Source organism: Rhizobium sp. 22-785-1, assembly GCF_053521965.1.
Map to the genome: position 1 here is coordinate 34,397 of NZ_JBNWDI010000005.1, position 13,589 is coordinate 47,985.

Annotated in this window: 13 protein-coding genes; 6 read left to right on the plus strand and 7 right to left on the minus strand. The window is 59.3% G+C overall.

What is annotated here, in order from left to right; genetic code table 11:
- The first annotated feature begins 21 nt into the window (after positions 1 to 21).
- The 3 genes from ACQZ5M_RS11765 (at position 22) to ACQZ5M_RS11775 (ending at position 3,346) form a co-directional block, all read left to right on the plus strand.
- Complete coding sequence (locus tag ACQZ5M_RS11765; RefSeq protein WP_112954666.1) at positions 22 to 477, plus strand: cyclic nucleotide-binding domain-containing protein; 456 nt, start codon at positions 22 to 24, stop codon at positions 475 to 477.
- Between the two features lie 168 nt (positions 478 to 645).
- On the plus strand, positions 646 to 1,506 hold the full coding sequence (locus tag ACQZ5M_RS11770; protein ID WP_449079848.1) for an MBL fold metallo-hydrolase: 861 nt from the start codon (positions 646 to 648) through the stop codon (positions 1,504 to 1,506).
- 127 nt (positions 1,507 to 1,633) lie between these two features.
- Positions 1,634 to 3,346, plus strand: coding sequence for an adenylate/guanylate cyclase domain-containing protein (locus ACQZ5M_RS11775; protein WP_449079952.1), 1,713 nt, complete (start codon positions 1,634 to 1,636; stop codon positions 3,344 to 3,346).
- 132 nt (positions 3,347 to 3,478) lie between these two features.
- Here the strand turns inward: ACQZ5M_RS11775 and ACQZ5M_RS11780 are convergent, their stop codons facing one another.
- From ACQZ5M_RS11780 to ACQZ5M_RS11800, 5 genes are all read right to left on the minus strand, one after another.
- Positions 3,479 to 4,660 (minus strand): M20 aminoacylase family protein, encoded by a 1,182-nt coding sequence (locus tag ACQZ5M_RS11780; RefSeq protein ID WP_449079849.1) that lies wholly within the window; start codon positions 4,658 to 4,660, stop codon positions 3,479 to 3,481.
- Between the two features lie 72 nt (positions 4,661 to 4,732).
- A complete protein-coding gene (locus ACQZ5M_RS11785; protein ID WP_112954660.1) occupies positions 4,733 to 5,512 on the minus strand; it encodes an amino acid ABC transporter ATP-binding protein in 780 nt (259 codons plus the stop codon).
- Positions 5,509 to 6,432, minus strand: coding sequence for an amino acid ABC transporter permease (locus ACQZ5M_RS11790; RefSeq protein WP_449079850.1), 924 nt, complete (start codon positions 6,430 to 6,432; stop codon positions 5,509 to 5,511). Before ACQZ5M_RS11790 ends, ACQZ5M_RS11785 begins: the two co-directional genes overlap by 4 nt.
- The gene (locus ACQZ5M_RS11795; protein WP_113267551.1) at positions 6,429 to 7,319 is read right to left on the minus strand and encodes an ABC transporter substrate-binding protein; all 891 of its coding nucleotides are present in this window, start codon (positions 7,317 to 7,319) and stop codon (positions 6,429 to 6,431) included. The genes ACQZ5M_RS11790 and ACQZ5M_RS11795 overlap by 4 nt, the downstream gene beginning before the upstream one ends.
- Positions 7,320 to 7,377: 58 nt before the next feature.
- Positions 7,378 to 8,340, minus strand: a complete 963-nt coding sequence (locus ACQZ5M_RS11800; protein ID WP_449079851.1) for an ABC transporter substrate-binding protein — start codon at positions 8,338 to 8,340, stop codon at positions 7,378 to 7,380.
- A gap of 101 nt (positions 8,341 to 8,441) precedes the next feature.
- On the opposite strand from ACQZ5M_RS11800, the gene ACQZ5M_RS11805 reads away from it, so the two are divergent.
- Positions 8,442 to 9,767, plus strand: coding sequence for an aminotransferase-like domain-containing protein (locus ACQZ5M_RS11805; RefSeq protein ID WP_113176090.1), 1,326 nt, complete (start codon positions 8,442 to 8,444; stop codon positions 9,765 to 9,767).
- Between the two features lie 9 nt (positions 9,768 to 9,776).
- Here ACQZ5M_RS11805 and ACQZ5M_RS11810 read toward each other — a convergent pair whose 3' ends face one another.
- Together ACQZ5M_RS11810 and ACQZ5M_RS11815 are read right to left on the minus strand one after the other, a co-directional pair.
- Complete coding sequence (locus tag ACQZ5M_RS11810) at positions 9,777 to 10,259, minus strand: class I SAM-dependent methyltransferase (RefSeq protein ID WP_113176091.1); 483 nt, start codon at positions 10,257 to 10,259, stop codon at positions 9,777 to 9,779.
- A 17-nt stretch (positions 10,260 to 10,276) separates the two neighbouring features.
- Positions 10,277 to 11,617: a nucleotide sugar dehydrogenase gene (locus ACQZ5M_RS11815; RefSeq protein ID WP_449079852.1), complete on the minus strand. Its 1,341-nt coding sequence runs from the start codon at positions 11,615 to 11,617 to the stop codon at positions 10,277 to 10,279.
- 128 nt (positions 11,618 to 11,745) lie between these two features.
- Between ACQZ5M_RS11815 and ACQZ5M_RS11820 the strand changes: the two genes are divergently transcribed.
- Positions 11,746 to 12,843: a glycosyltransferase family 4 protein gene (locus tag ACQZ5M_RS11820; RefSeq protein ID WP_449079953.1), complete on the plus strand. Its 1,098-nt coding sequence runs from the start codon at positions 11,746 to 11,748 to the stop codon at positions 12,841 to 12,843.
- Positions 12,840 to 13,589, plus strand: coding sequence for a polysaccharide deacetylase family protein (locus tag ACQZ5M_RS11825; RefSeq protein ID WP_296037701.1), 750 nt, complete (start codon positions 12,840 to 12,842; stop codon positions 13,587 to 13,589). The genes ACQZ5M_RS11820 and ACQZ5M_RS11825 overlap by 4 nt, the downstream gene beginning before the upstream one ends.

The following is a 13,589-nucleotide window of genomic DNA, read 5'->3' on the forward strand; positions in this document are numbered from 1 at the left end:
AATACCAACCAGGACAGGGCTATGCTTTTCAAAGATGAAATTCAGATGCTGAAGCGCGTCCCCTTCTTCAGTGAGATGGAGCCGTCGAAACTCAAGCTACTTGCTTTTGCTTCGGACCGCGTTTCCTATCTTGCAGGAGACGAGCTATTCCGGCAGGGCGATCTTGGCGATAGTGCCTATGTGCTTCTGACCGGCAAGGTCGATGTCCTGATCGACTCGCCATCGGGCCAGATCAAGCTGACGGAAATGAGCGGCAACGCCATCGTCGGCGAGATCGCCATCCTTTGCGACAGCGTGCGAACGGCAACAGTGAAAGCCTCGACGCCGGTTGAGGCGCTGCGCATCGGCAAAGAGCAGTTCTTCAAGCTGATGTCGGACTTCCCGGAGATAACCATCAAGGTCATGCGGGTTCTTGCGGAGCGTCTGACGCAGACGACGACGGAACTGAGCAAGGCACGTGCGCATTCAAGCGTTTGATAATATATTCTTCCGCACCACGATATATTAAGAGAAAAATAAAAGTGGTGCTGCAGTCATAAAACTGAAATGCTGCATGGAGTAGGCACGCGCCATTGAATGGCGAAGAGACAACGGCACCTGGCGGAGGAGCGTTGAGACGGTGGCCGTGGCAGGTTGGGGTGTATGATGGCGTTGAATTCCGACGGAGACCGTCGGGGCAATAGACAGGAATTCCGGGTCAAGATCTGGGGAGCGCGAGGAACGCTTCCTGTGTCGGGAGAAAAATTCCACAAATACGGCGGTAACACCATCTGCATCGAGGTTCGGTGCGGCGACCATATCCTGCTCTTCGATGCAGGTTCTGGCCTGCATCCCGCTGGCATGGCGCTGAAAGCCGAAGGCGCAACCAATGTCGATATGTTCTTCTCGCACTGCCACTACGACCACATCGTCGGATTTCCCTATTTCAAACCCTTCTTCAAGCGCGAGAACGATATTCGCATCTGGTCCGGCCATCTGGCAGGGCAGAAGACCACGCGTGAGATGCTGCGCGAATTCATGAGCCCGCCCTGGTTTCCGGCACCGCTCGACATTTGCTGCGCCCATCTGGAGACGCGCGATTTCGCGGCTGAGGAGACGCTTCAGGTCAAGCCGGATCTGACGATCCGCACCGGCATGCTGACCCACCCCGGCAATGCCATCGGCTACCGGATCGACTGGCAGGGAAAGAGCCTTGCCATCATCACCGACACCGAGCACGAACCGGGAAAGCTGGACAAGGCGGTGCTTAAGCTGATCGACGATGTCGATCTGTTCCTCTATGACGCAAGCTTCACCGATGCGGAGATGGAGCTTTACAAGGGCTATGGCCACTCCTCCTGGCAACAGGGGATCAGGCTGGCGAAAGCCGCCAACGCCAAATCGGTGGGCTTCATCCACCACGCGCCCTTCCGCACCGATGGCGAACTCGACCAGATCGACGAGGATGCGAAGAAGGAATTTGCCGGTGCCTTCTCAGCCTTCGACGGACAGATAATCGAGCTTTGAAACAGGCAGCCGCCTCGAATAAGACCAAATAGCATTATTTTCGTAAGGCCGATCAATCGCTCGATCTAGACCCGGCGATTCAGCATTTGAATATCCATTTTCCATTGAGAGAAATTTGAGGTCGGGATTGGCGCAGTATGTGACGGAGACCTCTTTGCGACGAGCGCGGTTGCTCTCGGGTCTCGTCATGCTGACCTTCGTGGCCTGCCACCTTTTCAACCATGCGCTGGCGCTGATCTCCATCGACACGGCTGAATATGGAAGGATGTGGTTCAGCATCATCTGGCTGAACCCGGTCAGCAGCATCATCCTCTATGGCTCGGTCTTCGTCCACCTCATGCTCGTGCTGCGCTCCATCTATTTGCTGCGCTCCTTGCAAATGCCCTGGCGCGAGGCGATGCAGATTTTGCTTGGCTTGGCGATCCCGTTTCTCATCATCGACCATGCTGCGGGCATCCGCTTCTCACGCATGCTGTTCGGTATCGATGAGGGTTATGACGTTATCATTCGCCGGTTCTGGATCACCGCGCCTTATCTCGGCCTGCGCCAGAGCATCGCACTGGTGCTGATCTGGGCGCATGGCTGTTTCGGCGTGTTCTTCTGGCTACGCTACCGAAGCTGGTACCGGCAGGTGGCGCCCTACCTGTTGATGATCGCCGTTCTATTGCCAATCATGGCGCTTCTGGGGTTCAGCGATGCAGGGCGGCAGATGGAGATGGATCTGCCTGCCGATCACCCCCATTCGGAAGCGGGCATGCGCTCGCCGTCCGATCCGTCTCTGCCACCTGTACGCCCACCGGGCTCATCCGCGCGCCAGGAGACCATTCAGCACATCACCTTCGGTCTTCGCCTCGCCTTTGGTGCAGCCGTCATTCTCACCTTTGCCGCCCGTGCCGTCCGAGGGTGGCGGCAGCGATCGAATGGTTTCGAAGTTCTCTATGAAGACGGACATGCGGTGCGCGCACCGGCAGGCTTCAGCATTCTGGAGGCGAGCAGGCTTGAGGGCGTTTCGCATTTCTCCGCCTGTGGCGGCAAGGGCCGCTGCTCCACCTGCCGGGTGAAGATACTGGAATCCGACGGCCCACTGCCGGAACCGAGCGATCTGGAACGTGCCACCTTGCAGCGCATCCACGCCGATTCCGATGTGAGGCTAGGTTGCCAGCTTCGCCCGACGGGGCGGGTCAAGGTCGCACTGCTTCTGTCCACGCGGCAAAAGGACGACAGCCCGGCGAATGACGAGCCCATTCGTCCGGGTCGCGAGGAGGAGATTGCGGTTCTCTTCTGCGATCTCAGAAACTTCACCTCGCTCTCCGAAGCGCGCCTGCCCTATGACATGGTGTTTCTGCTGAACCGCTATTTCACCGTGGTCGGTCAATCGGTGGAGCAGGCAGGCGGGCGCATCGACAAATTCATCGGCGACGGCGCCATGGCGCTTTTCGGCCTCGACGGCAACCAAGAGACTGCCTCGGCCGATGCGCTTAAAGCGGCCTGTCTGATCCTGCGCAATGTCGAGAAGCTGAACGAGGAACTGGAGCAGCAATTTGCCGTGCGCCTGCGCGTTGCGATCGGCATTCATGCCGGTCCGTCGGTTGTCGGCATCATGGGCTATGGCGCGGCAAAAACGCTGACGGCCATTGGCGATACGGTCAATGTCGCAAGCCGCTTGGAAACGGCGGCAAAGGAGTTCGGGGCAGCCATGGTCGTTTCCGAACCGGTCATGGTCCAGTCGGGCCTCAAGCGCGATACGCTTCGAAATCGCACCATTCCCATTCGCGGGCGCAGTTCCGAGATGCGGGTCTTCCTGCTGTCGGAAGACGAAAGCTATGGCCTTTTGTCGTAACACGAACGCGGCACGATGACTGCGTCATCTGATCGAACAAGCCATGTCGCCATCAACAGCGCTTAGAAATCCACCCCGGCACCCAAGGGCACATTGCCCCGCCGAATGCCCTCCGGCGGAGCTCTGCATCAATTACTCTGCAAGAAATCGCTCCGCCAGGCGCGCCCACAGAGCTGCACCCACGGTCAGGCTGCCATCGGCAAAATCATATTTGGGGCTGTGCAGAATAGCGGAGTCCAGACCGTTGCCCAGGCGCAGGAAGCTTCCGGGTTTTCTTTCGAGGAAATAGGAAAAGTCCTCGCTGCCGGGAATGAGCGGGCAGGTAGCGACCTTGTCTGAGCCGATCAACTCTTGCGCCACGAGCCGCGCAAAGTCCGTCTCTGCCTCGGAGTTGGCGACCACCGGGTAGCCGTGCTCGTAATCGATCTCGATTGTAGCATCATAAGCCTCTGCCATGGATCGGGCGAGCTTGGTGATGCGCCGCTCCAGAAGTTCGCGGATCTTCGGCTCGAAGCAGCGCACGCTCAGCGCCAGCTTTGCATATTCGGGGATGACGTTTACCGCTTCTCCCGCATGGATGGTGCCGACGGTGACGACGGCTGTCTGTGTGGGATCGATGTTGCGCGAAACGACCGTCTGAAGCGAGACGACGAGGTTGCAGGCAACCACGATGGGGTCGATGGTGAGGTGAGGACGCGAGGCATGGCCGCCCTTGCCCTTGATGGTGATGTTGACCGTATCGGATGATGCCATCATCGGCCCGGAGCGCGTTAAAATCGTGCCTTCCGGTGCGCCAGGATGATTATGCAGGCCGAAGATCGCGTCGATCGGGAAGCGCTCGAAAAGGCCATCCTCGATCATTTTCTGGGCGCCGGATGGCTTTCCATTCTCTTCCGCCGGTTGGAAGATCAGGGTCACCGTACCATCGAAACGGCGAGTGCGAGCGAGATATTCCGCTGCACCAAGCAGAACGGTCGTGTGCCCGTCATGGCCACAGGCATGCATCTTGCCGGGCGTCTTGCTAGCATAGGGTAGTCCGGTTTCCTCCAGGATCGGAAGCGCGTCCATATCGGCGCGAATGCCGATGCTTTTGGTTCCAGTGCCGTTTTTCAGACGAGCCACGACGCCGTGACCGCCGACATTGCGCGCCACCTCGTAGCCCCAAGCTTCAAGCTTCTCCGCCACATAGCGGGCGGTTTCGGCCTCTTCCAGCGAAAGCTCAGGGTTGGCATGCAGATATTGGCGCGTGGCCTTGAGCTCTGCCTCCATCGGCTCGAAATCGGAAACGCGGGCATAGTGATTGTCGTTCAGCATTGGGTCCACCAGGGTCTTGGAAAAAGGACGCCAGCCGTGAGGCTGGCGCCAAGTTGGGGAAAAATCGCACGCTTACAGGAAGCGTGAGAGGAAGGCCTGCGTGCGTGGATGTTGCGGATTACCGATCACCTCTTCCGGCTTGCCCATCTCCACAATATGTCCGCCGTCCATAAAGACCACACGATCCGCCGCCTCTTTGGCAAAGCCGATTTCGTGCGTGACGACGATCATCGTCAGGCCCTGCCTTGCAAGATCCTTCATCGTGGCAAGCACTTCACCGACAAGTTCGGGGTCGAGTGCGGACGTTGGTTCATCGAACAGCATGAGCTTCGGCTTGATGGCCAGGGCACGCGCGATTGCGACACGCTGTTGCTGCCCACCGGAGAGCTGACGCGGATAGGCGGAGGCTTTTTCCGACAGGCCGACACGCTCCAAAAGGCGCATGGCATTTTCGGTCGCGCTCTTGCGGCTCTCCCCATGAACGCCGACGGGCGCTTCGATGATGTTTTGCAACACCGTCATATGCGGATAGAGGTTGAACTGCTGGAACACCATGCCGATCTTGCGGCGTTGGCGCGCAATGCCGTTGGCCGAGAGCTTCTCCAGCCGGTTGTTCTTCACCCGGTATCCGATCTGTTCGCCGTCCACCGCGATCGCGCCCTGCTGGATCGTCTCCAGATGGTTGATGCAACGCAGGAAGGTGGATTTGCCAGAACCCGAAGGGCCGAGAATGACCACGACCTCACCCGGCATCACATCGAGATTGATCCCTTTCAAAACCTCCAGATGATCGAAGGATTTGTGAACGTTGCGCGCCTCGACGAGAGGCTTTGTGTCTGCAATCGCGGTCAATGGCTTGCCTCCACGTCCTGAGCAGGCTTGGCGACGCCGGCATTGCGGCGGTCGCTACGACCGTAATAGGCTTCGATGTAGCTTTGGCCGATATTGAGGACCGACGTAATCAACAGGTACCAGATGACGGCTACGAGAAGCATCGGAATGATCTCGAAAGTCCGGTTGTAAATGGACTGCACCGAATATAGCAGGTCTGCCATCGCAATGACGCTGACAAGCGAGGTTGCCTTGATCATGCTGATCAGCTGATTGCCGGTTGGCGGAACGATGGAGCGCATGGCTTGCGGAATAATGATGCGCCACAGCGCGCGCGCCTTGGTCATGCCGAAGGCCTCTGCGGTTTCCGCCTGCCCGCGATCGACCGAAAGAAGGCCTCCGCGAATGATTTCCGCCATGTAAGCCGCTTCGTTGAGCGCCAACCCGACGATTGCTGCAGTCATCGGTGTGATGACGGAGTTGGTGTCCCAGCTTGCAAACGTCGGTCCGAAGGGGATCGAAATGGAAAGCTGCGGAAACAGGGTAGACATGTTGTACCAGAAGATCAGCTGGACGAGCAGCGGCGTGCCGCGGAAGAACCAGATGAACAGGGAGGCAAAGGAGCTTGCCAGCCCATCCTGCGACATTCTGGCGATCGCGATGATCAAACCGAGAATGGTGCCGAGGATCATGGCGATGACCGTCAGCCCGAGGCTGACATACAGGCCGCTGATGACGACCGGATCGAAGAAGTAGTGGGCGACGACGGGCCAGCCGAAGTTTTCGTTGTTGGCAACGATCCAGGCGAAGTTCACGACGAAGAGCGCAATGACCAGCCAAAGCACGAGACGGCCCGTGCGAAACGGGGTGTGGGCAGTCGCCACATCCCGCAGGTCGGTGCCACCCATGGGTGGCACTTTGGTTTCAACAGGGCTCGTCATTTTGGCAACTGGCCCCCAAGGTTGATGCCCGGCTGCTTGAGGATGTTGTTTTCAAGGCCCCACTTCTTCATGATCGTCGCATAGGTTCCGTTGTCCATCAGAACCTTGATGGCATCGAGAAGAACCGGCCCGAGTTCCGACCCTTTGGGAACGACTGCACCTTGATAGAGATCGTCGAAGCCGTTCTTCTGTCCGACGCCGGTCAGTTCCAGCTGGCCATTGGCCTGAGAAACGAAATAGGTCAACGGCGCCTGCGACGAGAAGAAGGCATCGGCGCGTTTGGAGCGAACCGCAAGGATCGAGCTTGGCTGGTCGGTATAGGACTGCACCTCGATGGCCGCCTTGCCGTCGGTCTTGCACTTTTCCGCCTGGGCCTGGATGACGCGCTCGGCCGAGCCGCCCGCCATGACGGCGATGCGCTGGCCGCAGGACGTGTCGAGCGAGACGATGCCCTTGGGATTGCCCTTCTGAACGGCAAAGACCACGAATTCCTGCACCCAATCGACAAAATCATTCGATTCTTCGCGGCTCTTGAAATCACCCACAGGCCCGAAGGCAAACTGATAGCGCCCGGAATTCACGCCCGCCAGAAGCGCTGGCAGGCCACCCACGGTCGCATGTTCGATCTTAATCCCCAGCACTTCGCCGAGCGCATCGGTCAGGTCGGCGCTTGCGCCTTCCATCTTGGTGCCGGTCACGATTTCATAGGGAGGGAAGGATCCGTTGTTGACGGAAATCATCTTGCCCTCGGAGCGAATTTTTTCCGGCAGCCGGGCGCGAAGTTCCTCATTCACGCTCTGCTTGGGAATGGCAGCCGTTTCGGCAAAAGCGGTTCCGGCGAGAAGAAGCCCGGCGAGCGCGGCGGAGGCAATGAGTTTCGGATGCATTTTGGTATTCCCCTTTTTGTTTGCAGCGATTGAAAGTGCCAAGGCCTGACGATCCTCGTCAGTTGACCCCGGCTTGCAGCGGAAAAAGCTCCGCGGACGTCAAGAGACGCGGCAGAATGCCTTGAGCGTGAAGCTCTTGAGCGAAATCGGAGATCATGGCGTCGTTCTCCTTCAAGCCGCTGACATTCCAGTTCGGCGGCAGATCTGCGGCGCAACGGCGCAACTCATCGATCATCCAGGGCGTGGTATCGGCATATTTCTCCCGCTTTTCCAGCCACATGCGCTGCGAAGCGTCGATAAGCTCGCTGAGCTCGTCCATAACCCACGGATTGTCGCGCACGAACTGAGCCTTGAAACCGATCAGATGCATGCCAGGCACGTAGCCGACATCGTTGAAATAGGCGACTTCGGACGCCCGGTAATCGGGCAGAACCTGACGGAACGGCGAGTCCTGATCGAAGAAACCCTTGGGCATGAAGGGTGTGAAGACAGCATCCAGCCCGCCCTCTTTCAGCAGATCCACCATCGGGCGCTCGCCAGGTGCCGCCTCGATCCGGCCCGGACGTCCGAAACCATCCAGACGGTCGGTGATGGGGTGGGCCTCCGTCAGACGACCAGCATACCACATGGCGTCTTCCACGCCCACGCCCTCGCGACGGCACGCCGCACGGGTCCAGGTATTGCCGGAATCGCGCCAGCCAGTCACACCGATCTTCTTGCCGGCAAGATCGGCAAGCGTGCGGATCGGGCTATCCTTGGTGGTGATAATGCAGCGATGACGAAAACCACGCATGATGAAGTTTGGCATACCGATGACGCGCTCATCGCCATCATGGCGCATCTGCGCATAGCGGCTGAAAGAGGTTTCGGCAGCGTCATGCGCATCGTCTTCGGCGACATTGGCAACAAGCGTACCGACGCGATCGACCTCGATCTGAAGCCTCGGAGACGAAACGTCTCCCAGAACAAGCGGCGTCATATAGTCCCAGTCGCGAAGAGCCAGGCGAAGTTTCAACGGCATGATTTAGGTCTCATTTATTTTCCAATGCCGAAAGAATAAATGTACACTCGTAAGCGCACAAATGTTATTACGTTATTGAACATTTAAAGTGAGAGTTCCAAGTGAGCGATATTTGCGAGGCCCGCTGGCTCGCCGACAGAATAACCGACAAGACGATCCGGGGCATCGCACTGGAAACGAGCGCACTCGTGCGGGCCGGTGTCTTGCCGGTCGGCACGCGCCTGCCCGCCATGCGCGATCTGGCCTACGAACTCGGCGTCAGTCCCGCGACCATATCCGAAGCCTGGAGCGAGCTACGCCAGCAGAAGATCATCAGCGGTCGTGGGCGCAATGGCACGTGGGTCTGTGCGGAGCGCTTCGTTGCAAAGCCGGAGCGTCTGGCAAGTGCCGGTCACTATGGCGCCAATGTTCTCGATCTCTCGATGGCGGTACCGGATCAGGCGTTGCTGCCGCCGCTCGAGAAAGCAATGGTCTACGCCACTTCGGTCGGCGACCTGAACAGTTACGCCCGCAGCCGGATCGTTCCCGAACTTCGAGACGCGATTGCCGAAGACTGGCCTTACGAGCCCGAAGCCTTTCTCGCGATCAACGGCGGTTATAACGGTGTCTATACCACGCTGCGTGCGCTCGTACGGCCGGGATCGGTCGTTGCCGTCGAACATCCCACCGCCATGCGCCTTCTGGATATTCTCGAAGATCTCGGCGTGAAGATCGTGCCGATCCTGTCGGATCGCGAAGGCCCCCTGCCCGCATCCTTGAGGCAGGCACTCGCCGAGCGACCCGCAGCCTTTCTCTTCCAGCCCCGGCTGCACTCGGTCACGGGACAGACCGTAACCCCGGAGCGGATGCAGGCGCTTGGAGATGTTCTTGCCGAAACCGACACGCTGATCATCGAAGATGACGGCCTGGCAGATATTTCGGCGGAAAGACCGGTCTCTCTTGGCAAGCGCTTCCCGGACCGAACCGTGCGCATCGTCTCCTTTTCGAAGACCTTGGGTCCCGACTTACGACTGGCGGTGCTTTCGGGTTCTGCCCCTATTGTCGAACAGATCCAATCCTACCGTGCCTTCAGCGCGGGATGGACCAGCCGCGTGCTGCAAGCGGCTGTTGCCTGGCTGATCAGGGACGAGGAAACGTCCCGGATCGTCGCGAGAGCGCGCGCGGCCTATCAGGAACGGCGCGATGCGCTGGCGCGTGAACTGCTGGAACGGGGCGTCGAAACCATGCCCGGCAGCGGCATGTGTCTCTGGGTGCCGGTAGAATCCGAGCCCTTCGCGATGGTGACCCTTGCGGCCAGGAACATCGCCGTTGTACCCGGCAATAAATTCTCCATCCTGCCGAGTGCCCATATTCGCGTGGCCACCAGCAAGCTCTCGTCAGGCCACGCGCAGGTAGCCGAGGCGATAGCGCTTGCGCATCTGAGATAGGGTGGCGCGCTAGATCTTCCGGTACAGGAAGTAACGATCCGTCGGCACGGTGTCAGGCACCGGCAGTGGATCGAGGCTAGGTTCCTTCAATGGCAGTCCGCTCACCGCGATACCGCCCTTGGCCAGCATGCCGGACACGATCTGCGGCAGCCACGTGAGCGTCACCGCATCCTTCTCGTCGTAACCGGTGCCGATATCGGCATGCACAAGTGCCGCCCCGATGCCGACCCAGTCTTTCGCCGTCTGGTCGATTTCGCCGAGAACCAGATTGCCCTCTTCCGGCACGGAAGATGCGTGTGCGCCCATGGCCCGGTCGAAGGCGACGATGCGGCGATCGGCAAACAGCTCGCGCAGATGGTTGAAGGTGCGCCCGTTGCCAAGGCCGATTTCCATGATCGGACCGTCAGCCGGCAGATCGAGATCGCCATGCACATGGTTCAAGATATCGCGCTGGGCGCTGAGGCGGCGGATGAAACTGTCCAGTCTGCTCATGGGAGAAGGATTTCCAATCAGGCTTTGATGATGTGGCTGGCGCTGATGCCGCGACGGGCAAAAGCGTTGCGCGTATCGATGATCAGCGGCGACCAGCCGGCAAGCTGCTGGTAATCGACGTTGTCATGGTCGGTGGCGACCAGCACCGCGTCGAAACTGCCTATGCTCTCCTCGGTCCAATCGGCGGATTTCATGCCCATCAGATCGCTGTATTCGCGGGTCTTCGGGATTTCCGCCACGTGAGGGTCATGGAAGGCAACATCGCCGCCGCGCTCGAGTATGAGCTCGATCAGTTTCAAGGACGGGCTTTCGCGAATGTCCGGTACGTTCTTTTTGTACGCCAGCCCCAGAACTAGCACCTTCGAACGGCTGAGCGCCTTGCCCTGATGCACGTCCAGCGCTTCCGCCAGTCGCCCGACGACATGGCGCGGCATGGCCGTGTTGATCTGGCCTGCGAGTTCGATGAAGCGGGTCGGGAGTTCGTACTCCTTGGACTTCCAGGTCAGGTAGAAGGGGTCGATCGGAATGCAGTGCCCGCCAAGACCGGGGCCGGGATAAAAGGGCATGTAGCCGAAGGGCTTGGTCTTGGCCGCATCGACCACTTCCCAGATGTCGATACCCATCGCCTCGTAGACGACCTTCAACTCGTTGACGAGCGCAATATTGACCGCGCGAAAGACGTTCTCGGTGATCTTCACCGCTTCTGCCGTCGCTGTAGTAGAGACTGGGATGACGGTCTTGACCACGGAGCCGTAGAAGGCCGTCATCAGCTCAGCAGCATCCGGTCCGTCACCAGCCACCACCTTCGGAATGGTGGAGGTGTGGAAATCGCGGTTGCCCGGATCTTCGCGTTCCGGCGAAAAGCCGAGGAAGAAATCCTGAGCCGACTTTAGCCCGGTCTTTTCCAGGATCGTCTTGACGATGCCATCTGTCGTCCCGGGATAGGTGGTCGATTCCAGCACCACAAGCTGGCCGGGACGAAGCGTTTCGGCAATCTCGCGGCAGGTGTTCTCCACATAGGAGAGATCGGGATCGCGATATTTCGTCAGCGGGGTCGGAACGCAAATGGCAATCACATCGCATTCGCCGAGCTTGGAAAAATCGCTGGTGGCTTCGAACGTGCCGTTCTCGCAGGTGCCCGCCAAAATCTCATCCGGCACGGCCTCGATATAGCTCTTGCGCGCTTCGACCGCCTTGATCTTGCCTGGATCGATATCGAAACCCGTCACCCTGAAGCCGGATGTGGCAATCGTCATGGCAAGCGGCAGGCCCACATATCCAAGGCCGATGACGCCTGCCCGCGCCTCTTTCGAGTGAATAAGGTCGAGAAGTCGCTGTGCATTTGGAGAAGAGGTCAAGGCGTTTTGCGTCCTGCGCGCGAGGAAAACTTGGCCTTTCAGTTGGGCAAGAAGACCCATGGTGTCAAGGCTGCGACGGTCTAAATTACAGTTGACGAAGACGCGGCTGAAAACGCATGACTGCAGCCATGAAGATCGCGTTCTACTGCCCGATGAAGTCTCCAAACCATCCGGTCCCCTCCGGCGACAGGCTGATGGCGCGGCTGTTGATGCAGGCGATGCAGCTTGCCGGCTACGAGGTCGAGGTGGTGTCGGAACTGCGATCCTTCCTGCGCCAGCCGGATGGCGAAGAGGCAGAAGCGCTGGCGCGGGACGCGGAGCAGGAACGGCAGCGCATATCGACGCTCTGGCGGGAAACGAGCCCGCCCGATCTCTGGTTCTGCTATCACCCCTATTACAAGGCGCTCGACCTTTTGGGACCTGAGCTCAGCCGCTTGTTCGCCATGCCCTATGTGACAGCGGAAGCCTCTTACTCCCCGAAACGCAATTCCACCGGCTGGGCTCAGATCCAGGCCCGGCTTCTGGACGATCTAAGCTCTGCTGCCGTCAATATCTGCTTTACCCATCGCGACCGAGACGGCCTTATGAAGGCCAATCCAGAGACGCGCACACAGATGCTGCCGCCCTTTCTGGACACGTCCCTGTTCTGCGCGCTGGACCCTGCCCCGCAAGCAAGCCGCATGGCAACTGTCGCGATGATGCGTGCTGGCGACAAGCTCAGCAGCTATGAAGCCTTGGCGGCTGCGTTGAATCGCCTTTCCCCCAATCTCGACTGGACGCTGGACATCATTGGCGACGGGCCGGAGCGCGAAACCGTGCAAGAGCTCTTCAAAGACATCTCACCGCATCGCCTCGTGTGGCATGGCGAGAAGACCCCGCATGAGATCGCAGACATCCTGTCGCACGCCTCGCTCTATCTCTGGCCCGGCCATGGCGAAGCCTACGGACTTGCCTATCTGGAGGCACAAGCCGCAGGCCTGCCGGTCATCGCCGAGCGGATTGCCGGCGTGCCGGAAGTGGTGATCGATGGAAAGACCGGCATTCTGACGGAGCCGGGGAATACGCAGAGCTATGCGAATGCCATAGAAAAGCTGCTGACCGATCAGGAAAAGAGACAGTCCATGGCGCAAAGCGCGAGAGCATTCGTCAGTCAGGAGCGCTCCTTGCAGAACGCAGCGTCGACGCTCGACCGGATTTTGCAAGACGCCAGAGGGTACGAACCATGACGGAAAAGAAACTTCTGGAAACGCTCGACAGCTTCGCCCATCGCGGCGTTGCCGCCGACCTCTGGCTGCGAGACGACGACGCGACGGAACCGACATCGGCGCTCGATCAACTGCTGGCGCTCTCCGATCGCTATGCCGTGCCGATGACGCTGGCCGTCATTCCCGAGCCGACCGGTGATGCCTTGGCACGTCGGCTGGACAGCGCCGAAAAAATCGACGTCGCGGTGCATGGCTGGGCGCATCGAAACCATGCCGGGCCGAACGAGAAGAAGCGAGAGCTTGGCTTACATCGCCCGAAGGATACCGTGCTCGCAGAGCTGCAAAGTGGATTTGAAAAGCTGCAGAACCTCTATCCGGGCCGCTTCGTGCCGATGCTGGTGCCGCCGTGGAACCGCATCGATCCGGAGATCGTCGACGCTCTACCATCGCTCGGCTATCAGGCGCTATCGGTTTATGGACCTGAAAAGGCAGCGCCCATTCACCTCTTGAACACCCATGTCGACATTATCGACTGGCGGGGAACGAGAGGCGGCAAGGACCACGATCTGCTCTTTGCCGAAACCGCCGAGCGCATTGTGGTAGCAGAGCAAGAGGCAAGAACCACTGGCATCCTTACCCACCATCTCGATCATGATGAGGCGGCATGGGCTTTTTTCGACCGCCTATTCACACTGACCGCCAATCATCCTGGCTGCCGTTGGCGCAGCGCCGGATCGCTGGTCGAAAAGGCCGCTTCGACGGCCTGA

What these genes read in the sequence shown, in the direction of transcription:
- ACQZ5M_RS11795 (WP_113267551.1), bottom strand. Translation starts at nt 7,319, where the DNA reads ATGCATCCGAAACTCATTGCCTCCGCCGCGCTCGCCGGGCTTCTTCTC.
- ACQZ5M_RS11820 (WP_449079953.1), top strand. Translation starts at nt 11,746, where the DNA reads ATGAAGATCGCGTTCTACTGCCCGATGAAGTCTCCAAACCATCCGGTC.
- ACQZ5M_RS11790 (WP_449079850.1), bottom strand. Translation starts at nt 6,432, where the DNA reads ATGACGAGCCCTGTTGAAACCAAAGTGCCACCCATGGGTGGCACCGAC.
- ACQZ5M_RS11780 (WP_449079849.1), bottom strand. Translation starts at nt 4,660, where the DNA reads ATGCTGAACGACAATCACTATGCCCGCGTTTCCGATTTCGAGCCGATG.
- ACQZ5M_RS11800 (WP_449079851.1), bottom strand. Translation starts at nt 8,340, where the DNA reads ATGCCGTTGAAACTTCGCCTGGCTCTTCGCGACTGGGACTATATGACG.
- ACQZ5M_RS11765 (WP_112954666.1), top strand. Translation starts at nt 22, where the DNA reads ATGCTTTTCAAAGATGAAATTCAGATGCTGAAGCGCGTCCCCTTCTTC.
- ACQZ5M_RS11825 (WP_296037701.1), top strand. Translation starts at nt 12,840, where the DNA reads ATGACGGAAAAGAAACTTCTGGAAACGCTCGACAGCTTCGCCCATCGC.
- ACQZ5M_RS11770 (WP_449079848.1), top strand. Translation starts at nt 646, where the DNA reads ATGGCGTTGAATTCCGACGGAGACCGTCGGGGCAATAGACAGGAATTC.
- ACQZ5M_RS11810 (WP_113176091.1), bottom strand. Translation starts at nt 10,259, where the DNA reads ATGAGCAGACTGGACAGTTTCATCCGCCGCCTCAGCGCCCAGCGCGAT.